Consider the following 23,537-nt stretch of genomic DNA (forward strand, 5'->3'; position numbering starts at 1 on the left):
CGGAACCATACTCAGCGACAGGCAGGTGCACTATCACGAAGGCGGCCAAACTGTTTAGGATAAGGCTAAGTTAACCCCGTCATTTCCTTTTTGTATGTTCCCGGAATATTTAAGACTCAGCCTGACACCGTTACTGCAAACTGATCAATGCGACTGATCACTGAAATCTGCCTACTGTCTTTTCGCTTCATTCCAATACACATCCATTTCCGCCAGGGTCATTTCACTGAGGTTTTTACCGGCTTCTTTTGCTGAATTTTCCAGGTATTGAAAACGTTTTATGAATTTAAGATTGGTTCGCTCCAGTGCTTCCTCCGGGTCGATTTGAATGAATCTTGCATAATTGATCAGCGAAAACAACAAATCACCAAATTCCCCGGTGGCCTTTTCTTTGTCAATTTCAGAATCTTCTGACACATTAAATTCAGCTTTGAATTCCTGCATTTCCTCCTCCACTTTTTCCCAGACCTGACTTTTTTCTTCCCAGTCAAATCCCACTCCGCGGGCTTTATCCTGGATTCTCATCGCTTTAATCACGGCCGGAAGAGATTTGGGAACCCCTCCTAAAACGGAAACATTACCTTTTTCTTTCAGCTTGATTTTTTCCCAGTTTTGACTCACCGTCTCGGCATCGTTTGCTTCCACATCTCCATAAATATGCGGATGACGTCGGATCAATTTTTCGCAGAGGGAATTGGTCAAAGTCGCCATATCAAAATTCCCTTCCTCTGAGCCGATCTTGGCGTAAAAGACGATATGAAGCAGAATATCTCCGAGTTCCTTTTTTATTTCCTCGGCATTTCCTTCCAAAATCGCATCAGACAATTCAAAAGTCTCCTCAATGGTTAAGTGCCTTAGGCTCTCCGTAGTCTGCTTTTTATCCCAGGGGCACTGAGCTCGGAGCTCATCCATAATGGTCAATAAGCGATCAAAAGCGCCCAGTTGCTCGGCTCGGGTACTCATTTTTGACATGTGTTGGGAAACTAACTTGAAATAGTGGACGTTTTCGAAGTAAAGCTTTAAATTTGCGCAAATTTCTCCGTTATGACAACTGTATTAATTACCCTGGGATTCGTGGCCTTGTTCTTCATATTGATGTCAGTAAGGCTTATTTTCCTCAAAAACGGTGAATTCAAGGGCACTTGTGCCTCCCAAAGCCCCTTTCTAAATCAGGAAGGAATAACCTGCAGCCTTTGCGGAAAGACAGTGGACTCCACCAGCACTTGTGCCAATCCGGAAAACGAGGTGGACAAGGTAATGGCCAAATTCAAATAATTTCTGTTCCTGCCCCCGGCAGGTTTTTTTAGATATCAACTTTTACTAAAACAATTGTACGTGTCGCTTATCAAATCTATTTCTGGGATAAGAGGGACCATCGGTGGCAAAGCCGGCGAAGGTCTGACTCCTATCGACGTAGTGAAATTTACCGCAGCTTATGGTGCCTGGGTAATTGAAAAAACCAACAATCCAAAAGTTGTTATCGGGAGAGATGCCAGACTTTCGGGAGACATGATCTCCAGGTTGGTTTCGGCTACGCTTCAAGGCATGGGCATTCACGTGATTGACTTGGGACTGAGCACCACCCCGACGGTGGAATTGGCAGTTCCTTTGGAAAATGCAGGCGGAGGAATCATCCTGACTGCAAGCCATAACCCCATTCAATGGAATGCGCTCAAGCTTTTGAATTCTGTGGGTGAGTTTATTTCAGATGCCGAAGGAAAATCCATTCTGGAAAAAGCCGATAATGAAGCCTTCTCTTTTGCAGAAGTGAAAAAGCTCGGAAAGTATACCCAAATCACAGATTACATTGACCGACATATTCAGCATGTTTTGGATTTGGATCTGGTGGATGTAGCGGCGATCAAAGCCAGAAACTTCAAAATCGTGGTGGATGGTGTAAACTCAACCGGAGGAATTGCCATCCCAAAATTGCTTCGAGCTTTGGGAGTTACCGAAATTGAAGAAATGTACTGCACTCCTGACGGAATTTTCCCCCATAATCCTGAACCCCTTCCTGAGAATCTACGAGACATCTCCAAAAAGCTGGAAAAAGGAAGCTATGACCTGGGAATCGTCGTAGATCCGGATGTGGACCGATTGGCATTTGTCAATGAAGACGGCTCCATGTTTGGTGAAGAATATACCCTAGTGGCGGTGGCTGATTATGTGCTTTCCAAAACTCCTGGCAACACGGTTTCAAATCTTTCCTCCACACGAGCCCTCCGCGATGTAACTGAGAAAAGAGGTGGAAAATACACCGCTGCCGCAGTAGGAGAAGTCAATGTGGTCAGTCAAATGAAAGCCGTCGACGCAGTCATCGGCGGAGAAGGAAACGGCGGAATCATCTATCCTGCATCTCACAATGGGCGGGACGCTTTGGTGGGAATTGGACTATTCCTGACCCATCTTGCCAATTTTGGAAAATCCATCTCCAAGCTACGGGCGACTTACCCCAGCTACCATATTTCCAAAAACAAAATCGAGCTTACCCCTGAAATCAACGTGGATAAAATCCTGGTTGAAATCAAAAACAAGTACAAAAAGCACCCGATCAATGACATCGATGGGGTGAAAATTGAATTTGAGAAAGAGTGGGTGCATCTAAGAAAATCAAATACAGAACCGATTATCAGGATTTATTCTGAATCGGACTCGGAAGCCACTGCTGAACATTTGGCTAAAAAAATCATCCAAGACATCAAAGAAGTCGTCAGTGCATCTTTGATCTGATTCCCCAGTACGAGTGCCCATACCCAAATATGATGAAAGTTTATTTTGACAATGCCGCAACGACAGCGATGGACGATCGAGTGATCGAGGCCATGCTGCCTTTTATGAAATCTCATTTTGGCAATCCTTCTTCTGTCCACAGTCATGGAAGAGAAGTGAGAACTGCCATTGAGAGATCCAGAAAAAAAGTAGCGGAATTGCTAAATGCCAGCCCATCTGAGATATTTTTCACCTCAGGAGGCACAGAAGCTGATAATACCGCCTTGGTTTGTGGAATCGAAAGCCATGGAATTACCCATGCAATCACTTCCCCTATTGAACACCATGCGGTTTTGCATACTCTGGAAGTTTTGGCAAAAAAGGGTACCGTAAAACTCAGCATCCTGGATGTAAATGAAAAAGGTGAAATCGACCTGAACCAACTTGAAGATCTCCTAAAAACAAATCCTAAAAGCCTGGTTTCGCTGATGCATGCCAACAACGAGATCGGAAACCTGAATGATTTGGAGAGGATCGGAACTTTGGCAAAAGCATATGATGCCTTTTTTCATTCAGATACAGTCCAGACCATGGGACATTATGTCCATGACCTGAAACACCTTCCTGTTGACGCAATTGTTGCTGGAGGACATAAATTTCACGGACCAAAAGGTTCCGGATTTCTATTTGTCAGAAAAGACAAGAAAATCCATCCCTTCATTCACGGTGGGGCTCAAGAGCGAAATATGAGAGGAGGAACTGAAAATGTCATCGGAATCATCGGGATCGCAAAAGCGCTGGAACTTGCCTATGAAGACATGGCTGGACACCAAGCACATGTAGAAACTGTCAAAAAACACTTTATCCAAAAGCTAATCCAGGAAATCCCCGGGGTGGATTTCAACGGACTTTCAAGCGACATGGAGAAAAGCCTGTATACCGTACTCAACGTCAGCCTTCCTCCCTCTGAATCCAATCGGGGCATGTTACTTTTCAACTTGGATCTGGAAGGGATTTCGGCCTCTGGAGGATCAGCATGCAGTTCGGGTGCGACTGTCGGATCCCATGTTTTGCGGGCTCTGCATCACAATCCTGAACGGGATTCGGTCAGATTTTCATTCAGCAGGTTCAATACATTGGCTGAGGTGGACTATACAGTCGGCAAACTGAAAGAATTATACGCTGTAGAAGCATAAAAAAGGGAGCTCCTAGAGCTCCCTTTTTTGATTTCGGGCTTATTTGACCGGCGGCTGGTATCCTTTTGCATAGGGAGTCCAAATCTCATAAATAGGTGCTCCGGTTGAACTCAATCCACTATGGTGCCATTCTCCATCAATAACCTGAAAGTCAAAACCAAGACTTGCTCCGACCCTGCTGTTGTCTCTGGAAAAGAAGGTGATGTTTTCGGTATATTTCCCGTTGACGGCAGTATAAGTCCCACCTCCGGTTCCCGAAAATTCTTTGGTTTCTGAATTGAAAGCGATCCACTGGAATCGGCCACCACTCAAAATTTTGATCGTTCGACGGGCACCGGGAGTGGACCTGGAGATCTCTCCATCCCGCTTCCTTCCTGTAATTACCCAATTCCCTGTCAGTTCATTTTTGTCCTCAGAGATTTTTTCCCAAGTTTCGACTAGCATTCCATCATTTGTATTGGCAGAAAGAGTAAGCTTATTCCCGTTCAATTCGATTTTAAACGGAGTCGTGGTCCCAACCTGTAGGGGATTTAACGTAAAAAAATCCAAGGTTTCAGAATATTTCCCGTCAGCAAAGTGAAATGGGCCACCGCCTGCACCTATAAAAGCATTGTCGGACACATTTTTTGCACCGAAGGCAAAGTAATCGTCCTGATAAATTTTTATAAACTCCTGAGCAGTGACTTGATTCCCATTTTGGCTCACAAGCTTCCAAGCACCGTTAAGGCTTTGACCGCTTACCCAGCCAGCCAAAAACAGAAAAGGTAAAAGCAAATATTTTTTCATGGTATGATCAGATTTAGTGTTGGTTATGGGAATTTGGACAGTAATCCCGAAAAAACCAACAATCATTTGGCAGGCGGTAGGTAGCCAAGACCAAAAAACAGCCCATGATTAGTCTATTGAATTTCAGAAGTATGGCATCACCAGATTGGAATCTTCCCCTTATGAAACCGGAAAGGGCATTTTGAAGAAAGCAAATTCTTCCCTCATTTCTGGATGAATCAGGCCCACAACCCCAAGCCCAGTCCTAAAAATCAATTCGAAAAATATCCGTCTGAAACAGCTCAGCAAAACAGAATCAATGAAGTTTTTGGCCATTGGCTACCTTTCTTTCAACTGTCGCAAGGACAATCCCACCCTCAGGTCCTGAAAATCCTGTCACCAACACCTCTGAAATAAAGTCGGCAACTTGTCGGGGTTTGAAATTGCAAACACATATTACCTGCAATCCAAGTAATTCTTCCGGAGTGTAAAAATGGGTCACTTGGGCAGACGATTTTTTGACTCCAAGTTCCTGTCCCAGGTCAATCCAAATTTTATATGCCGGTTTATAGGCCTTCTCGAAAACTTCTGCCTGAATAATAGTCCCAACCCTTAAGTCTATTTTGGTGAATTCTTCGAAGTCAATCGTTTGCATAGTGGTTTTTTTTTCTAATTTTAGCAACATTTTATTTGATAACGAGTTAAACCACTAACTATCCAAAAATAAGCCATGCTGAAATTCTCAGGATTTCATTTTAAAAAGCCCGCCATGCTCAGTGCAGCAATTTTGGGATTGGCCTTGTTTGCAATAGATGCTTCTGCCCAGACAGAGACTGAAAAAGTAGAAGAAAACAATCCTAAAGTAAATGATAGGGTAATTCTGGAGGATCATAGCTCAATTCAGGACAATTCTCCTGCCTCAAATCTTACCGTAAAACCTGCCACTACAATAAAACCTGCCACTACAGTAAAAAGAGATTTGCCAGCAGGCGGAGTGATTTTGGAGAAAGAAGTCAAAAGAAATGAATCCCCATCAACTTTATCCTTCAACATCTTCCTGTATGTCGTTGACAAATTTAAAGCTGACTAATCAGAACTGAAAAAACATAAAAAAAGAGGCTTTAAGCCTCTTTCTTCATTTTAGGATTCTGCCACAAACTTTTCAAGTTCATTCAGGCTTATTTTCCCCTCGTAATAGGCCCGGCCAAAAACCGCCGCTTTCAGGCCCATGTCACGAAGTTTTCTAAAATCATCTACGCCTCTTACGCCTCCGGATGCTGCCAGATGGATGGAAGGAAACTTCTCAAGAATCTCTTTATAAAGGTCAAAATTGGGGCCCTGCATGACGCCATCACGGGTCACATCGGAACACTTAAGGTACTTCAGACCCCGGTCGTAAAAGAATTCAATGTGGTCAAAGAGGTCAATTTCAGTTTTTTTCAACCAGCCTCGAATTTTAATTTTATGATCTTCAGGATTGGTGTCTGCGGCCAAATTGATTTTTTCCCTACCATAGGAAAGGATAAACTGGGCAAAACGCTCCGGAAAATTAGCAGCAGCGGAAGCAATGGTGACAGTTTTAGCTCCAAATTCAAAGCATTTTATAACATCTCCATCAGTGGAAACACCACCGGTAAAATCTACTTTGAGTTCAGTGTATCCTGCAATAGCTTCCAAAATATGATAGTTTTTGGGTTCGCCACGCCTTGCACCGTCTAAGTCCACCAAATGGAGCCGATTGATTCCAATTCCCTCAAAGGCCTGAGCAATTTCTAGAGGGTTACTGGAAATCACCTCCTCCGTTGCAAAATCGCCTCTTTTAAGCCGGACGCATTTACCTTCAATAATCCAAATAGAGGGAATGATTTCAAACATGGGTCTAGATTCTTATGGATTGGGATTAAATTTTCGGAGAATACCTGCTTAAATATACTACTGACAGGCTGGATAAAAAGCCGAGTTCTGCCAAAACTTTACATTTTCGAGAATGGAAGTGGGCAATTCACTGCCCTTGAGACAAAAAATCTTCCTTTTATTATCAATGGTTCAAAATTCCGACTCTACCCTCGCTTCCAGAACCCCAAATTGCCTTATTGTCTTTAGAAACCTTCACAGCGTGGTATCCTGTGGGGGAAAAATTTTGCCAATTCATTCCATAATCATAAGAAATATCAGAGCCAGAAGGCCCAACAGCAATCGTAATTTTCTGCTTCGGAAAATAGGCTACACCGGAACGATAGCCTAAAGGCAGGTTCATGGGAATCTTCCAACTTTCACCCTGATAGAGCACGGCATTTCGGTCCATTGATTCTGGTTTTTGATAATCCCCGCCGACAAAAAAAATTCCCTGGTCAGTCATAGAAATCGCAAAAATCCCTTGAGAAGGTTCACCTTGCAGCATTGGAGTTTTCGTCTTGCTCCAAAATTGTTCCTCTCCCAAATATCCAAAATGGAGTTTTGAAACCGAACCGCCGGTTCCAAAAATCAGCTCGTTTTTCCTCGCAATTAAGGATGAAGAGCTCGCAGCAAAAGCGGCTTCTCCCACTTCCGCATCAGGCAGATTCCCCAGGGATTTCCATGTTTTACCTCCATTTTTGGTTTCCAAAATCATCCATTTCCCATTAACCGGGTCTCCTAGGATATAGCCTTTCTTATTCCCCCAAAAACTAATCCCATCAAAAAATGCTTCGGGTCCTTCCTGATGGACTTTTACCCAGGATTTTCCACCATCAGTCGTCCTATAAATTACTGCAGGTTGGCCTGCTGATGCCACAACTGCTGTATTTTCGTCAAATGCATGAATCGATCTAAAATCGACCGAATCCAAGCCTGCAATCACTCCATATTCCCAAGATTCTCCTCCGTTGGTCGTTTTTAACCAAGTCCCCCCGCTTCCACTTGCCCAACAGATTTGGTCCGAAACGGGTGAAAGCCCCCTTAAGGAGGCTTTCACAGGTGTATTAAACTCTTCCCATTGAGGGTTTTGGGCTTGGGAAATTCCCTCCCAAAACAATCCGAGGAACAAAAGGGCAATCAGCTTCATGCAATATCTACTTTTCGATACGCTTCGATTAAGGCTTTTTCTCCATCAACTCCTGGCAACGCATTACCATGCTCCATACCCATCACACCTTTGAAACCCTTGGAATTGATGTATTTGAACACATTTCCATAATGGATCTCACCGGTTCCGGGTTCTTTACGACCGGGATTGTCACCAATTTGGATATAGGCAATTTCGCTCCAGGTTTTCTCCATGGTCGCGATCAGGTTGCCTTCGTTTCGCTGCATGTGGTAGATGTCGTAGAGGATCTTGCAACTTGGGCTACCAACGGCCTTACAGATCATGTAAGTCTGATCTGCGTGGCGGAGGAACAGGTCAGGATTATCACTTAAAGGCTCCAAAACCATCGTCAAGCCGGCTGGCTCGAGAATTTCGGCACCCCGCTTTAAGGCTTCGATGACATTGCCGGTCTGTACACCCATTGGCAGGTTTCTTTCGAAATAACCCGGAACAACGGTAGCCCATTTGGCTCCGACACGTTTGGCTGCTTCCACAGATTCTCGGCAAGTTTTTAGAAACAGGTCCAGAAACTCTTGCTTTCCGGTTGTCAATGAAACTTTCCAATTGTCTCCTCCATCGATTACAAATACACCCATGCGCATCCCCAGATCGTTCAGGGTTTTCCCTAACAACTCCTGGTCAGCCACGGACCTTTTTAGCATCCCGTTGTCTTCCAACGAACGGAATCCCTGATCGGCCATAAACTTCAATTCCTCGACAAAGCCTCCGGGAGCGGAGTTTTTGAACATCCCGAAATGCGGTGCAAAGTCCATTTTGAAGGTTGGAGCAGGTGCCTTTTCTCCTGCAAATGCAGGAATACTCATGGCTCCAGCAGTTCCCAAAAGGGCACTTCCAAGGCCCATTCGCTTGATAAATCCTCTTCTTTCCATGGTTTAGATTACTTTGGATTTGCCCGGAATCGCGTGTGGGTAGTAGCCATCTGAGCCAGGCATTAGCTTTGGATTGGCATCCCATGCCAAGGTATCAGGGAACAGATCCACAGTACCATTCAATGCTTCATCCCATGTCAGGACTTTTCCTGAATAGGTTGCGTAGCGTCCCATGATTGCAGTCATCGTTGACTTGGCGGCATTTTCTGCATCTGCAAATTTGTATTCGCCTTTGACCAAGGTAGCCCAAAGTTCATCATGCTCAGTTTGGTATGGATTGGGTTGATTTTCCCGATCATGAGTATAGATTGGATTGCCTTTCCAATCGGTCATCACACCATGATTGCCTGCGCTCAGGAATACTTTTCCTTTGGTTCCCTGGAAAGTCTCATCCACTCGGTTAGCTGCACCTGGAAAGTGCCGACACTCGGAGTGAATCACCGATCCATCTGCATAGGTAAAGGTCAGCACGTGGTGATCAAAGATTTCTCCGTGATCCTTTCCGGTACGGACAGCCCGTCCGCCAGTACCTTCGGCTTTTACAGGATAGGAGTTTTTAGCCCAGTTGGCAATGTCGATATTGTGAACATGCTGCTCCACGATGTGGTCACCGCACAACCAGTTGAAGTAATACCAGTTTCTCATTTGGTATTCCATTTCGGTTTGCTCAGGCTTGCGCTCACGCACCCAAACACCACCGTCATTCCAGTATACCTGCCCACCGACGATTTCACCCAGATCACCGTTGTGAACTCGCTTCATGACCTCACGGTAGTTATTCTGATAGTGACGCTGAAGGCCAACCACGACGTTTAATTTTTTGGCTTTCGCAACTTCAGCAGCTGCCAAGACTTTGCGGATACCCGCAGCGTCTGTTGCCATTGGTTTTTCTGCAAAAATCTGTTTGCCCTGATTTACCGCTTCCTCAAAATGTGAGGGTCGGAAACCCGGAGGTGCTGCCAAGATCACCACATCAGCCTCTGCCATGGCTTTTTTGTATCCATCGAATCCGATAAACCTCTTTTCAACAGGTACATCTACCTTATCTTTTCCATACTTGTCAAAAATCGCTTTGTAGCTAGTGTCCATTCGGTCCTGGAAGGCATCGGCCATAGCTACCAGTTTAATTGGATGACCTGTTTCAAAGGCCTGAAAAACCGCACCAGTGCCACGGCCACCACAGCCAATCACCGCCAGTTTCAATTCATTTGCTGGAGCGGCATAGGCTCCGGGCACCAAAAATGAGGGTGCCAACATACCTCCGGTCACCAGAGCGGAGGTTTTGAGAAAGTCCCTTCTCGAATTTTGATTTTTCATAGTTCAGCTATTTTAGGGTTTTAATAATCAGCAATTGGAGCCTGGTTGTAATAGGCCTTGATTTCCTCCGGTGAAGGAGGATTAAGTGGTCTGACAATTCTCAGACCGATAAACGGTGCTTCCGGAAACCACCATTGGCTTTTTGGAATCTGTGGATCGATGCGCTTCCAAGCTGGATCGGAGGTCTTGCGCACTGCAGATCCGATTTGATCTTCAGTTGTTTTGAAGCTGCCGCCTCTTACAGCATGAGGATAAAGTTTGTCAGCAGGATTGAACGGATTGTCCTTGCCTGACCTGCTGTAATAATCAGCCTCATACAAGTCCATGGTCCATTCCTGGACGTTACCATAAATATCATAAAGCCCCCAAGGATTGGGCTTCTTTTTCCCAACTGGCTGGGTTGATCCTTGGCTATTAGCCGCTGTCCAGGCAAATTCTCCCAGTTTAGCGGGATCTTTTCCAAAGAAAAACGGATCTTTTGAACCAGCCCGGGCTGCATATTCCCATTCTGCTTCGGTAGGAATCCGATAGAAAATGCCAGTTTTAAGGTAGAGCCAATGGCAATACTGAAGGGCACCATATTGGGTCATGCCCACGGCCGGTTTACCTTCTTTCCCCATGCCGAATGTCATGTCCAAGTAGGGTAAACTTGGGCGAGTCAATCCATCGACACGCTCTTCCAAGCCGCCTTCAGTCATGGATTCTTCGTAGTGTTTGTCCAAGAAAAGCTCAAAAGCATCCCAAGTCACTTCGTGGATTCCCATCCAAAAAGCATCGACTTTCACTTCGTGTGCAGGATTTTGGTCTGGAAATTTTGGGTCATTCGAACCCATTTGAAAGGTGCCGGCGGGAATCGGTGTCAGGTCAAATGTTACTTCTGTGCCAGGGATTTTTTGCGTATAGGCTTCAAATACGTCACTTTCATTCAACTGAAAGCTCGTAAGAATTAGGCCGGATGCCGCGAGGTACTTTTTCATGGTAAAACTGGGGCAATTCAAATTTTAAATTACTGTATTCTGGTACTATTGACTCGATTCTTTTGATAAATGGCGCTTCAGGAGATGAATACCTTCGTCCTTGGTGTAGAAAAGCAAATAATCTCCAAGCACTTCTATTTTTCTGGTCTCTCCTTTTATTGAAAGACCTGATTGAGCAGGCGAAAGAGCCTGAAAACTTCCCTTGCCGTCTCCAAGAAACACTGTGCCATGGTTGGCGTCATATCGCCCAAACTTGAGCTTGGTATCGAATAGATTTCCTCCAAAAACCAGATCAGGATTGCCGTCACCGTTCAAGTCTGTCGAAGCTGCTGCAAAAACAGGAGCGAACTGTGCCTCAATTGGAAGGGGTTTTGCCTGGAATTTTCTGTTTTGACCTAAAACGAAATAGCTTGTTTCCAGCCGGTTGACAAATATCGACCTGCTGTCTTTTCGCTCTTCCGGAGTAAAAAGATTGTCCATTTTCACTTCAGAGAAGCTCTTGAAATCCAGGTATCTTTTTTTCAAAAACAGGACTTGCCCAAGCACCTCATCCCGGCTGGGTGATGGATATTTTTCACCCTGAATGTAGTAGCTCAAAATTGCATCGGTGGAACCATTGGAGTCAAAATCCTTATAGAGCAATTCCATGGGCTGAGTCTCACTTGCAAAAAGCTGGGTGTTTTTGCCATGGTTTCCAATGAAGAGTTCGGGTTTCCCGTCTTTATCCCAATCGCCAATTAGCAAATCAGACCAGAATCCAACCTGCTGGGTTTCGAAATATTCCGAAGTCACATTTTGCCAAGAATCCGAAGGTCTGGAAAAAATTGAAATCGGCATCGCGTCTCCCACAAGGACCAATTCAGGTTGACCATCACCATTCAAGTCGGCCAATCCGGAATCGGTGATCATTCCCAGATTTTTAAAATCAGGTGCAATCGTAGCCGTTTGGTCTGTGAAATTCCCTTTGCCATCCCCTATCCAAATCCTGGCACCCGGAGAAGTCGGATATTGACCAGGGATCACCCGGCCACCTGTGAAAATGTCAGTTACTCCATCACCATTGAAATCATGGCTAAGGAGCGATCCTGTCGGAAACGCATCCTTTGGAAGGGAATTGGGGGAAAGTGTAAACTTGCCTTTGCCGTCGTTCAGATACAATCGATCCAGGAAATTCAAATCACCCATGTTGAACTGGTGCATTCCTCCACTTGCTACCAATAGGTCTTGGAACCCATCGCCATTGGCATCAAAACTCAAAGCGTCAGAATCTTCTGCCAGCGAAGCAGCTACAAAAGCGATGGAGTCTGGTCTTCCAAACTGCCCATTGCTTTGTCCAAAGAATAATCTTCCACTGACTCCTGCACCTCCACCCAGGAAAATGTCAGGATTTCCGTCTCCGTTAAAATCATCCGATACCATCGCTTTTCCATTTCCCGATATCTCAAAACTCAACAACGGTTGACGTTTGAAATCATTTACATCATTTGCTTTAGGAGAAGCAATTTTCCCGGCTGAGATCAAAAGCGTTTCGGATTTGGCTGGCTTGAAAGGTGCTTTTTTGTTCGCTTCAGATTGAGAAATTTCAAGTGTCTGATTTGCCGCGACATCTTTAATGATTGATACTTTTCCACCCGGCCAATTCACCTGAACTGAGTCGGCTATTAAGCTCTCACCCAATCCAAAAACCAAAACCGGAGAAACCGAAGATTGAAAACCTCGATAGAGATTTTGCTCCTGAACCTGGAATTTTCCATTAGAAAAAACTTTTACAAGGGAGCCCTGGCCCAGAGTATTTTGCCCTTCTCCTTTCAGGTTAATTTTTAGAAAATTGCCTTTGGATTTTTGCACCGCAAGATTTTCATAAAGAAAAGCCGGGGAATTGATATTGTTAATTACCAAGTCAAGGTCTCCATCGTTGTCCAAATCTGAATATGCGCCACCATTGCTGTTGCCATTTTCAGCCAAGCCCCAACTTGTGCTTACATTTTCAAAAGTGATATCTCCCCGATTTCGGAAAGTGTAATTTTTAAGATTGGAAGAACTCATGGATTTCACCAGATTGAGCAAATCTTCCCGCTTCAGTTGACCACCGGCAGTTCGGACATAATTGTCCATGTATTTCAAAAAGTCCTGGTTGTTGTAATCTCTCAAATATCCATTGGTGATATAAAGATCTTTCCAGCCATCAAGATCCAAATCAGAGAAAAGTGCGGACCAACTCCAGTCTGTATTTGAGATTCCGGAGATTTGCCCCACCTCCTGAAAAGTCCCGTCACCGGCATTGACATGAAGCATATTGCGCATGTATTGATAATAAAATCCCCTGTCCACATTCAACTGGAACATCTCAAAATTATCAGGTGCAAGAAGGAGCTTCTGACGGAAATTATCTTCGGGAAGCATGTCCAAAGTAAAAATATCCAAGTGCCCATCATTGTTGATGTCCGCAATATCGTTGCCCATAGAAAAATGGGAAACATGATCCAGCATGGACTGGATTTCATCTTTGAATTTTCCGTTTTTCTGGTTGACGTAAAGGTAATCCGGCATGGAGTAATCGTTGCCGATGTAGATATCAGGCCAGCCATCTCCATTGATATCTGCTACCGACACACCGAGCCCATAAGACAAGCTGGAACTGGATATTCCGGCCTTTTCTGTGATTTCAATGAACTTCCCGTTCTGATTTTCGAAAAGCTGGGAACCAGCCTCGTGCTTTTCTTTTAGAAGGTTTTTGGTAACTGTGACATTATGATTTTGAATCGATTTGGTATTGTGGTTTAACAGAAAAAGATCCAAATCACCGTCCAGATCAAAATCTAAAAATGCCGCAGAAGTCGATGTGGCTTCAGAAGCAATCCCGTATTCTTCCGCCATTTCTTTGAATTGGGGAACTCCGTTGGCGTCATTACCCTGATTTACAAAAAGCTCATTTCTGCGTTTCTCGGGCATTAATGCACCCGAATGACAAAGGTAAATGTCCAGTTTGCTGTCGCCATTGATGTCGACCAAGACTACGCCAGTCTTCCAGGGACCGGGACGACCTGTAGCTCCGGAAGCTTGCGTTATGTCTTTGAATTTCAAATTACCCTCGTTCAGGTAAAGTTGATTTTGGCCCACATTGGCCGAAAAATAGATATCATCCAAACTGTCTTGATTTAAATCACCAACAGCCACACCTCCACCATTGTAGAGGTATTCATACATCAGTACATTCAGATTAAGGTTTTCCTCGATAGGGTTTGTAAAAGTTATTCCGGTGGATTCAGAGGAAAGTAACCGGAATATAGGGTCTGTGGCAGGTAAGGACTCAGTATTAATTTTTTTCTCGGCATTATCACATGAAAAAAAAAGCCATGAGCAAAGGGCTAGGCAACAGGGTATTCGAAATATTTTCATAGGAATAAAATCTGAGCTACCCCAATTGGGATAGCTCAGACAAGTTAATCAGGATTATTGGTATCCCGGATTTTGGACCAACAGTGAATTTCGGTTCATTTCATCACGATGGATAGGCAGATAATACATTTTGTCCAACCACTTACGGTTCTCCTTACCCGGATCCATATCGATCACTTTGTACACATAATTGTAGGTTTCCGGATCATATTTGTAGGTGCTCAGAGTTTTTCCTGGCTTGAAAGTACCAGTGATATTGATTCCATTGGCAGGTCTGGAAAATGCCTGTGGGGCAATCATCCAACGGCGCGCGTCATGGTATCGCTGCTCTTCATAGGCCATTTCGATTCTACGCTCGTTTCTGTAGCGTTGTCTCAGGGCATCTCCGGTTTCCGTAACAGCAGGTTGCCCCACGCGGAATCTGATCTGGTTTAGCCAAGCTTTGGCTTCAGCTTCCTGACCCAACTCAATGGATGCTTCCACATAGTTCAACACAGCTTCAGTATATCTCAATACTGGCCATGGAACTTGCTGCCAGGTATTTTGATCCACAATCGCCGGGTTGGCATCAATAAACTTGCGGAAGTAGTAGCCAGTGTAGGAACCATTCCAATCTTCGATTGGGCTACTTCTGGTATCCAATCCGAAGTGTTTACCTGTTCCTCCTGTGATATCATAAGTACCTGTCTGGATCTGACCCAGTGGATCTCTCGGCTGGTTAGCAGAGGATCTTGGCTTCCACTGCGCTCCGTCATAGAGAACTGAAGCATAGAATCTTGCGTCTCTGTTGAGATAAGGGGCAGCTGCATGAGCTGGATTTGTCCAGGAAAATTTGGTACCATCCATCATTTCGTAGTCGTCAATCAACGTTTGGACAGGCGTATTCCCAGCCCAGTTGTTGTATCCGTTCGGACCGTTAAACAAGCCTTGACGGCCACCGTTTTCAGCTTTTAGGTTAATGAAATATCTTCCCAAAAGAATTTCAGTCTGTCCACCATTTCTGGCCATGGAGTTGTTGATGTAATTCTGAATACCTGTTGCATGCGCCACCGGTGCAGAAAGACCCATTTGGTTTCCGGTAGTAATATCCAAAACTGCCTTAGCAGCTGCCTGAGCTTTCTGCCATCTTTCAGTTCTGTTGCCGGAAGGGTAAGCCAAAAGGTCTAAATCCCCAAAGGCAGCCAAATCCGGAGATTTTGCTTTGGCAGTTGGTCCGTCATGCAGATCACTGGCTGCATAAAGTAGAACTCGGGATTTCAAAGCCAAGGCAGATGCCTGAGTTGCCCTGCCAGGGATAGCAGATTTACCAACTAGCAAAGCTGCTGCCTCATCCAAATCTTTTACAATGAAGTTCACACACTCTTCGAATGTATTTCGGGGAATCTCGAAAGTCTCAGCATCCAACGTATAAGGGAAATCGATGATCGGGAAACCTCCATAGTATCTAAGAATCTGATGGTAATAGTAGGCTCTCATAAACTTAGCTTCAGCTATCAGTCTATCTGTAGTTGCTCCTGTATGAGGAAACTTCTCATCAGTAAGTTTTACGATAGCAAGATTAGTTGCTCTTATACGGGAATACATGGTATTCCAAGCAAGCGTACCATTTACCCAACCAATATCAGCAGGGTTAGACCGAGCTTCAGTAATTGTAGTAATTCCCCTTCCAGGGTGGGTAAACATAGACTCATCTGTCAGGGAAGCGAGCATTTGCTCGTCAAACCCACCATTTCCCAATCCTTGGTAAATCCCAACCACGAATGCTTCAGCCAAAGCAATGTCGGTCCAAACGCTAGTCTCATCTACCTCACCGAGGGGCTTGGTATTGAGAAAGTCATCGTTACATGCTGTTAAGGTGAAGCATGCAGCGAGCAGAATAGCAAAATATTTATTGATTCTTTTCATGATTCACAAATGTTAGAAAGTGACATTAAGACCTGTGCTGATAATTCTAGCCTGAGGATAATACTGCCCGGTAGAGTTGTCGGATTCAGGATCGTAAACTTTCAACTTATCCCAAGTGAAAAGGTTTATTCCGTTGAAATACAGTCTAAGATTTTTTACTCCAACTTTTTCGGTCAAGTGAGCCGGCAGATTGTATCCCAATTCGAAGTTTTTCAAACGGATGTAATCAGAGCTTCTAAACCAATAGGTATTTCCACCGGAATAATACTGATCACTTCTGTTGGCAATTCTAGGGTGCACACTGCTTGGATTATCAATGGTCCATCTGTTGTCATGGATATCCAACAGGAAGTTTCCAATGTTTCCGGATTCACCGGCACTCACATACTGTCTCGCACCTGCAGCACCTTGGAAAAGGACTGCCAAATCAAAATTCTTCCATGCCATATTGAGGTTGATACCTCCTTGGAACAAAGGAATGTTGTTGTTGTCCATTCTAACGCGGTCTTCAGGATTGATCTTACCGTCACCGTTGTAGTCCTTGTACTTCATGTCACCAGGACGAAGGTTGTTGGTGATAGAAGAATAGTCCAGAGTTTTGGAATTGATTTCTTCCTGGGTTGCAAATACTCCGTCATACTGATAAACCAAGAACGTATTCATCGGCTTTCCGGTAGATCTTTGCCATTCAGGAGCTCCTGGAGCTTCATCCCAGAACAGGATTTTGTTTTTGGCATAGCCACCGTTCACAGAAGCAGAGAAAGTCATGTCTCCAATGTTGCCTCTATATCCTACATTGAAATCATAGCCTTTGTTCTCCACCTCGCCAATATTTTCGGCAGGAAGTATTAAGCCTGTAGATTGAGGTACTGAAGCATTTTTCTGCCAAAGGATGTTAGTCCTCTTGTTGTAGAATACATCAAACTCGAAGAAGATTTTTCCCTGAAGGAACTGACCCTCAAAACCCAAGTTGGTATTGTTGGCAATTTCCCAAGTGATCCGATCGTTTGGAACTCTGGTTTCAAACAAGGTCTTCACCTCAGAACCATTGACGATATAGGAGCTAAATCCGTAAGTTGAAAGGAACTGGTACTCCTGAAGAACACCACCGAAGTAGATCTGATCATTTCCTAACTGACCCCATGAGCCTCTTACTTTAAAGAAATCAAAAGTTTTGCCCAAAGTATTCTGCCAGAAGTTCTCGTCAGAAACTACCCAACCCAACATGATTCCTGGGAAGAAACCATAGCGGGTATCCTCAGGGAAAATGTAAGAACCGTCATATCTCCAAAGGAACTCAGCAAGATATTTTTCCTTGTAATTGTAAGCAACACGGCCGAAATAGTTCAGACGGGCTCTTTCAAATGCTCCACCGCCGTTGTTCTTTTCCAAGTCACCACCGGCAAACATCTGGTCAATGGCTGAAGAAATAAAGTATCTTCTGAATGCATTGAAGTTGTCTCCTTGAACTGTTTCTTTGTTGAAACCAGCCAACAAATTGATAGAGTGTTTGTCAGCAATTACTTTCTCATAAGAAGCAACTGTACCTAAAAGGATATTTAAGGTGTTGCTGTTAGCCTGAGAAAGTCTTGGTTCTGCAGGACCTCTTTTAGATGGGACCAACACCGGAGTAACACCATCTTCTTCAAAACCAGTCCCCAATTGGTACAAGGTCCAAGGAGTTTCCCAGCGCTTGTTGAACTGCATGGTTTTATCCACAGCAGCTGTACCGGTAATTTTCAAACCTTCTACGCCAGGGATTTTAATCTCAAGGGTACCGTTTGTCTGAAAATAATCTCGTGTATCGCGGTCATATCCTGTGGCATTGGTGGTGATTACGACAGGGTTTTCACCGTTTTCGATATCCGGGCCTGGCAGTCCGTTAGGCCAGTAGGCAGGCTGATTTGGCTTGCCTCTCATCTGCATACGGAAGATAGCACCGGCACCGCGGGTAGGATAGAAGCGCTGCTCTTCACGTCCCAAAATACCAACACCAACCTTGATATACTTGTTGATTGTCGCATCCAGGTTAAGGCGGATGTCATACTGCTTGAATCCGGTAGCAGACTGCTTATAGTAAGCATCCTGATCCTGGAAACCTACAGAAGTCATGTACTTAACATTATCATTTCCACCAACCAACTGAGCATTGATTCTTGTTTGTGGAGACCATTCTTTCAACGTGGCATCATACCAGTTGGTATTAGGATAAAACCAAGGATCAGAACCGTTCTGATACTTTACAATTTCCTCAGGCTTGTAAGGAGCATTTCTAATCTGTCCGTTTGGTCGAAGGTACTGTCCGTTTTGTTTGTAGGCTTGATTTGCAGCATCCCATTCACTTACAGGCAATCCATAGATGTCTAGATCATTCAACATTCCTGCATACTGTGCAGCATTGGCAAGATCAGGAACTACAGTAGGCTGAGCCCAACCCTGATTGACTTGGAAAGTCAACTCTGGCACACCGCTCTTACCTCTTTTGGTAGTCACCAAGATTACACCGTTTGCAGCTCGGGAACCGTAGATCGCAGCCGATGCATCCTTCAAAACAGAGATACTTTCGATGTCGTTTGGATTCAATCGGTCAATACCTCCCGCACGTGCAGGAATACCGTCGATTACAATCAAGGCATCGTTATTTCCAAGGGTATTGGAACCACGGATACGGATCGCAGATCCGTCATATCCTGGCTCACCACTTCTGTTGACCGCGACCACACCAGGCATACGTCCGGCAATGGAATTGGACAGGTTGACAGAAGGGGATTTTGCCAGTTCGCCACCTTTTACAGTAGCTACCGAGCCGGTGATGGTTTCCTTTTTCTGTTCACCATAACCAACGACAATCACTTCTTCAAGTGATTTCATGTCTGGGCCTAAAGTGATGTCAAATTCACTTAATGCCCCTACGACTAATTCCTGGGTTTGGAAACCGATAAAAGAGAACACGAGTACGGATTCGTCGGAAGTAACCGAAATCTTGAACTTTCCATCCACATCAGTCACCGTACCTGTAGTGGATCCTTTCAAAAGGATAGATACCCCGGGCAGAGGCAAATTATCCTCACCGGATTTAACAACGCCAGACACCTCCCTGGTCTGGGCCTGTGCAGTGCCTAAATAAAGTAGACACATCAAGAATGTCAGGCAGAAAAGCCTGGCATGGGTAGAGATTTTCATAGGCAGTTTTGGGTTAATGAAAATTAAACCACAATCTCCACCATTTTTAACCTAATTTAATAACTGTTTGCTACCAAAAACTGACTGTATTATGCTGTTTCAACAAACGGTTGGGATCTTTTATGCTTAATTCTTAGCAGTTTGTAGTTCCCACATTTTTGTTTATTCACTGATTATTAAGGATTAACCTATTTTTACTACAATTTTTCAAAAAATGGATTTTACTGAATCAGGTTAACAAAAAATAATTTGGATATATGGAATTTCGTAAGTACTCAATTTTCATTTTGTCTCACCTCAACTTCGCTTGGTTCCTGAATGTTATAGTTTTTGAAATGGAAAGCGAAGTTGCGCCCATTTTGTTAATTGGGTCTTCTGGCAAATAAGCTTTTACTCAGAAAAAATAAATAAGAAAGACTAGCTTAAAGCCTCTTGACCACCTCCCGTTTGGGAATCCTCACAGACCACATTCCCCTCAATTCTCCAATTTTATGGTTTTTGGCTTGGTCCTGTGGGTAAAGCTCGGCCAATTTTTCAAGGGTTTTTTCATCAATTTCCTTTCCCGGCTCCCCATGGCAACTCAAGCACAATCCACCTGGGATCACAATTGGTTTGGTGTAGAGAAAAACCTCCCCTTTTTCAATTTTTTGAATGTTGGGTTCACTTTTCCCACCGCTTTCCGAGGTATACTCATAGGCCTCCAATAGCGGCTTTTCGTCTTTATCCGGTAGGTCTGCAGGATTCCTGTTCCTGTTTGATACCCTGCGGATTTCAACTTGGTGATTATTGCTAACTTCCTGAAGAATTGGTAAAGCCCGTACATTGCAGAATTCAATTGCTCCAACTACGCCCCCTTCAGCTATGGCATTCTGGAGACTGGAAATCAACTGACGCTGGGCTTCGGCGGTGATGGAATCTCCCCAGACCATCGCTTCTTCGATAATTTCCACTTCAGTCAGACGCTTTACTTCCATTGCTTGGTTTACCTCCTCAAAGGTTTCTTTCGAAATCCTCTCCTGTGGACCGCAGGAGAACATCCAAACCAAGGCTAAAGTTGAGAGAATTGTCTTTTTCATGGGGATTTGAATTAAACTTTAAATTTACCATGCAATTTCAGATTATCGGTCGAAGCAATTGATTATCTTAATCCTGTGTCTGGTATACTTGTGAGCACTATTATATTGTCCAAATCCTCATCTTGAGCAGATTTTATTATCATGCCCATGAAAAGACTCACGTCTGTTATCTTTTTCCTCTTGCTTTTCTCGGCAGAGACCCTATCCCAGTCCTGGACCCGAATGCAAAGTTGGGGCTTAGATTTCGAATCTATTGCTTGGATCAATGAACAGGAAGGAATACTGGTTGGGGAGAACCTAATTGTTCGGACAAGTGACGGAGGTACCACCTGGGAAGAGGTTCTGCAAAAAATTGATGTGCGCCTGAATGATGTCCTTTTGATGGGTGGAAACAAAGGAGTGGCAGTTGGGGAAAACGGGACTGTTTACCTGTCTTCCGATGGTGGGAAAAGTTGGGCTAGAAAAGAATCCGGAACCCAAAATGATTTGTTTAGCCTAACTCAAAACCCAACTGGACTTCTAATTGCTGCGGGGGAAAACGGTGAAATCATCAATTCTTCGGATTTTGGAGAAACCTGGAAAAAAGTAACAAGCGGCACCACCCTATCATTAAATGAGGTGGTATTTGTAAATGAGAATACGGGATTTATCGCAGCCGGAGAGGGGAAAATTCTTCGGACCTTTGACAAAGGCAATTCCTGGAGCATTTCAGGGATTGGCTCCAATCCATCCCTATTCGGCATTGCCTTTTCCAATGAAATGATTGGCTACGCGGTGGGTGAAAATGGTTTTTTTGCCAAAACGGTGGATGGGGGAGCAAATTGGTCTATTTTAAACTCAACCACCACTAACACGTTACGAAAAGTAGCCATAAGTCCACTGGATGTACGGATTGTCGTAGCGGTAGGGGATTTGGCGACTGTCGTGCGGACAGCCAATTCCGGAACTTCCTTTGTAAAACCAAGTCTGGGAGCTAACAACATCAGAAACACTAAAAACCTTGCCTTCAAACCAAAAAGTGCCTTTGTTTCGCTAGCCGGACAGGACGGGTACCTTGTCAATTCGGGGAATTCCGGTACCAGTTGGACTCAAAAACTCGCTGGGATCAGAAATAACTTTACTTCTGTGGATTTCAAAAATTTGAACACGGGTTTTATCGCCGGAGAAAGGGGAAGTCTTTTTGTAACCTCTAACGGTGCCGCGACATTGACGCATCGCCCGATACCCGAGTCGATACATATCGAAACGATCGATTTTTGGAACACCGCTTTTGGATATACCGGCTCAGCAAACGGAAAAATCTACCGTACTACCAATTCGGGAACGACTTGGGTTCCGGTATTTGCGCGACCAGACCGGTCAATTTTCGGGTTTTACCTGTTTGTTGCCAATGTCCTCTATTTGGCGGGAAGTCAAGGGTACATCTCAAGTTCCGCTGAATCCGGTGATGTCTGGAGTCCACCCAAAGAGTCGAACACAACCCAGAATCTCAAGGATTTGATGTTTTTCGATTTCCAGTATGGATTTGCCATCGGAGAAAATGGCCAAATAAGTTGGAGTAACGGAGGAACTGTATGGGAGACCCTGCCAAAGCTCACTGATGAAAACCTAAACGCATTGGCCAAGATTGATACCGCTAGGGCTTTTGTGGTCGGAGATGGTGGTGTCATTCTAAAAACGGACGACAAGGCCAGGACTTGGAAAAAAATCGAATCCGGCACTACAAAAAAGCTCAACTCAATAGATTTTTTTGGGGAAAGCTACGGTTTTATTGCCGGTGAAGAAGGGCTGGCTTTAGTCACATCAGATGGCGGAGCAACCTGGATCCCATCTTCTACCGGGACCCTGAGAGACCTCAATGCTGTCAGTGCAGGGACTGACCAAAAGGCCTACTTTGCAGGGGAGGACGGTACAATCATCGCGTTCAATTGTGTGCCTCCTGTGGGGAATCTTGGGCAAATTACCGGAGATGCGGAATCGTGCTTGGGTACAACTTCCTATTCTATCTCAGGTCTGCCTCAATCCGGTTCTGAAATCATCTGGAGAGTAGATGGTGGAGAAATCATTTCCGGACAGGGGACTGGTGAGATTGAAGTCAAATGGACCTTGGCTGGAAGGAACGCTGTCCTGGTAAGCCGCTCCAATTTCTGCGGAAGCGGGGAAACTTCTTTTGTAGAAGTGAGCGTCCTAGGGACTCCTTCCTCCAATCTTCAGATTGAAGGTGATGGGACTGTTTGTACTGACAATACATACACTTATTCACTGCCATCGGTCGAAGGGACCAGCTACACTTGGGAAGTCAACGGAGGGGAATTGGTGAAAGGCCAGGGAACCCCAGAAGTCGAAATCAAATGGAGCCAAAAAGGAATCCAGCAGTTAAGTGCAACGCCTGAGAATCGATGTGGAGGTGTACCTGCCATCCTGAAAACAATCACAGTCAACGGAGCTCCAGAGTCCCCTTTGGGTATTTCAGGTGAATCCCGCGTCGGACTTGGGGAGCAAGTATACGAAATCGAGGAATTGGAGGGAATGAATTACCGATGGAGCATTTCTGGTGCAGGAGGTAGAATTCTTTCCGGTCAGGGAACAGGAAGTGTACGGGTTCTCTGGGAAATTGAAGGGGATTTTGAATTGGCAGTAGAGGCACAAAATGAATGCAGCTTCAGTTCCAAGCGAATTTTGCCGGTAAATGTGAATATCATTACTGCGTTGGAGCCAATTGCTGAGGGAAATTTAAAAATCTTTCCAAACCCCAGTCAGGGAAATCTGACGATATCTTCCGAAAATCTGGACTCCTGGTCAAGCATTTTGATTTTCAACCCAGTGGGGCAATTGGTCGAATCCCAAACCTTAACTTCTGGTCAAACGGAGATCCAACTCGTTGGGCTTCCCAGAGGGCTTTTGGTAATCAAACTTCAGGGAAAAAACGGAACTTTGGCAAAAAAGATCCAAGTCCAATAACGGTGACAGATTAACTCATTCATTTGAGAGAATGGACAATTCCTTTCTCCTTTGCGGCTTGAGGCTTTTTGATACTCGGACTTTCTTTTCTAAAA

Annotated in this window: 17 protein-coding genes; 5 read left to right on the plus strand and 12 right to left on the minus strand. The window is 44.6% G+C overall.

Features of this window, described 5'->3' with window-relative positions; translation table 11 throughout:
• Positions 1–171: 171 nt before the first annotated feature.
• Positions 172–972 carry a nucleoside triphosphate pyrophosphohydrolase gene (mazG, locus tag B0E43_RS17195; protein ID WP_077352049.1) on the minus strand — a complete coding sequence of 267 codons (801 nt, stop codon included), beginning with the start codon at positions 970–972 and terminating at the stop codon, positions 172–174.
• Positions 973–1,044: 72 nt separating this feature from the next.
• Between mazG and B0E43_RS17200 the strand changes: the two genes are divergently transcribed.
• From B0E43_RS17200 to B0E43_RS17210, 3 genes are read left to right on the plus strand one after another with little or no spacing between them, the layout of a single operon-like run.
• Entirely contained in the window at positions 1,045–1,275 is a 231-nt protein-coding gene (locus B0E43_RS17200; protein WP_077352051.1) for a hypothetical protein, read from the plus strand.
• Positions 1,276–1,335: 60 nt separating this feature from the next.
• On the plus strand, positions 1,336–2,730 hold the full coding sequence (gene glmM, locus B0E43_RS17205; RefSeq protein WP_077352053.1) for a phosphoglucosamine mutase: 1,395 nt from the start codon (positions 1,336–1,338) through the stop codon (positions 2,728–2,730).
• Positions 2,731–2,762: 32 nt separating this feature from the next.
• Complete coding sequence (locus B0E43_RS17210; RefSeq protein ID WP_077352083.1) at positions 2,763–3,905, plus strand: cysteine desulfurase family protein; 1,143 nt, start codon at positions 2,763–2,765, stop codon at positions 3,903–3,905.
• A 39-nt stretch (positions 3,906–3,944) separates the two neighbouring features.
• Here the strand turns inward: B0E43_RS17210 and B0E43_RS17215 are convergent, their stop codons facing one another.
• Together B0E43_RS17215 and B0E43_RS17220 are read right to left on the minus strand one after the other, a co-directional pair.
• Complete coding sequence (locus tag B0E43_RS17215) at positions 3,945–4,691, minus strand: lipocalin family protein (RefSeq protein ID WP_077352085.1); 747 nt, start codon at positions 4,689–4,691, stop codon at positions 3,945–3,947.
• Between the two features lie 295 nt (positions 4,692–4,986).
• Complete coding sequence (locus B0E43_RS17220; protein WP_077352087.1) at positions 4,987–5,325, minus strand: tRNA-binding protein; 339 nt, start codon at positions 5,323–5,325, stop codon at positions 4,987–4,989.
• Positions 5,326–5,400: 75 nt separating this feature from the next.
• On the opposite strand from B0E43_RS17220, the gene B0E43_RS17225 reads away from it, so the two are divergent.
• Complete coding sequence (locus tag B0E43_RS17225) at positions 5,401–5,760, plus strand: hypothetical protein (protein WP_139352810.1); 360 nt, start codon at positions 5,401–5,403, stop codon at positions 5,758–5,760.
• Positions 5,761–5,810: 50 nt separating this feature from the next.
• Here B0E43_RS17225 and B0E43_RS17230 read toward each other — a convergent pair whose 3' ends face one another.
• The 9 genes from B0E43_RS17230 to B0E43_RS17270 all read right to left on the minus strand — a co-directional run bounded on the left by B0E43_RS17230 (position 5,811) and on the right by B0E43_RS17270 (position 20,481).
• Complete coding sequence (locus tag B0E43_RS17230) at positions 5,811–6,545, minus strand: HisA/HisF-related TIM barrel protein (protein ID WP_077352057.1); 735 nt, start codon at positions 6,543–6,545, stop codon at positions 5,811–5,813.
• A 163-nt stretch (positions 6,546–6,708) separates the two neighbouring features.
• Positions 6,709–7,713 carry a YCF48-related protein gene (locus B0E43_RS17235; protein ID WP_077352059.1) on the minus strand — a complete coding sequence of 335 codons (1,005 nt, stop codon included), beginning with the start codon at positions 7,711–7,713 and terminating at the stop codon, positions 6,709–6,711.
• Complete coding sequence (locus B0E43_RS17240; RefSeq protein WP_077352061.1) at positions 7,710–8,624, minus strand: hydroxypyruvate isomerase family protein; 915 nt, start codon at positions 8,622–8,624, stop codon at positions 7,710–7,712. The genes B0E43_RS17235 and B0E43_RS17240 overlap by 4 nt, the downstream gene beginning before the upstream one ends.
• Positions 8,625–8,627: 3 nt before the next feature.
• On the minus strand, positions 8,628–9,941 hold the full coding sequence (locus B0E43_RS17245) for a Gfo/Idh/MocA family protein (protein WP_077352063.1): 1,314 nt from the start codon (positions 9,939–9,941) through the stop codon (positions 8,628–8,630).
• Positions 9,942–9,961: 20 nt separating this feature from the next.
• Positions 9,962–10,918 (minus strand): SUMF1/EgtB/PvdO family nonheme iron enzyme, encoded by a 957-nt coding sequence (locus tag B0E43_RS17250; protein ID WP_077352065.1) that lies wholly within the window; start codon positions 10,916–10,918, stop codon positions 9,962–9,964.
• A 45-nt stretch (positions 10,919–10,963) separates the two neighbouring features.
• Positions 10,964–14,125, minus strand: coding sequence for a VCBS repeat-containing protein (locus B0E43_RS17255; protein WP_254423452.1), 3,162 nt, complete (start codon positions 14,123–14,125; stop codon positions 10,964–10,966).
• A gap of 246 nt (positions 14,126–14,371) precedes the next feature.
• Entirely contained in the window at positions 14,372–16,222 is a 1,851-nt protein-coding gene (locus B0E43_RS17260) for a RagB/SusD family nutrient uptake outer membrane protein (RefSeq protein ID WP_077352067.1), read from the minus strand.
• 12 nt (positions 16,223–16,234) lie between these two features.
• Positions 16,235–19,405 (minus strand): TonB-dependent receptor, encoded by a 3,171-nt coding sequence (locus B0E43_RS17265; RefSeq protein ID WP_077352069.1) that lies wholly within the window; start codon positions 19,403–19,405, stop codon positions 16,235–16,237.
• A gap of 422 nt (positions 19,406–19,827) precedes the next feature.
• On the minus strand, positions 19,828–20,481 hold the full coding sequence (locus tag B0E43_RS17270) for a DUF3365 domain-containing protein (RefSeq protein ID WP_077352071.1): 654 nt from the start codon (positions 20,479–20,481) through the stop codon (positions 19,828–19,830).
• Positions 20,482–20,628: 147 nt separating this feature from the next.
• Here B0E43_RS17270 and B0E43_RS17275 point away from each other — a divergent pair, with 147 nt between their 5' ends.
• Positions 20,629–23,442: a YCF48-related protein gene (locus B0E43_RS17275; RefSeq protein ID WP_168171967.1), complete on the plus strand. Its 2,814-nt coding sequence runs from the start codon at positions 20,629–20,631 to the stop codon at positions 23,440–23,442.
• The last annotated feature ends 95 nt before the right edge of the window (positions 23,443–23,537 follow it).

Source organism: Algoriphagus sp. A40, assembly GCF_002002735.1.
Classification (GTDB): domain Bacteria; phylum Bacteroidota; class Bacteroidia; order Cytophagales; family Cyclobacteriaceae; genus Algoriphagus.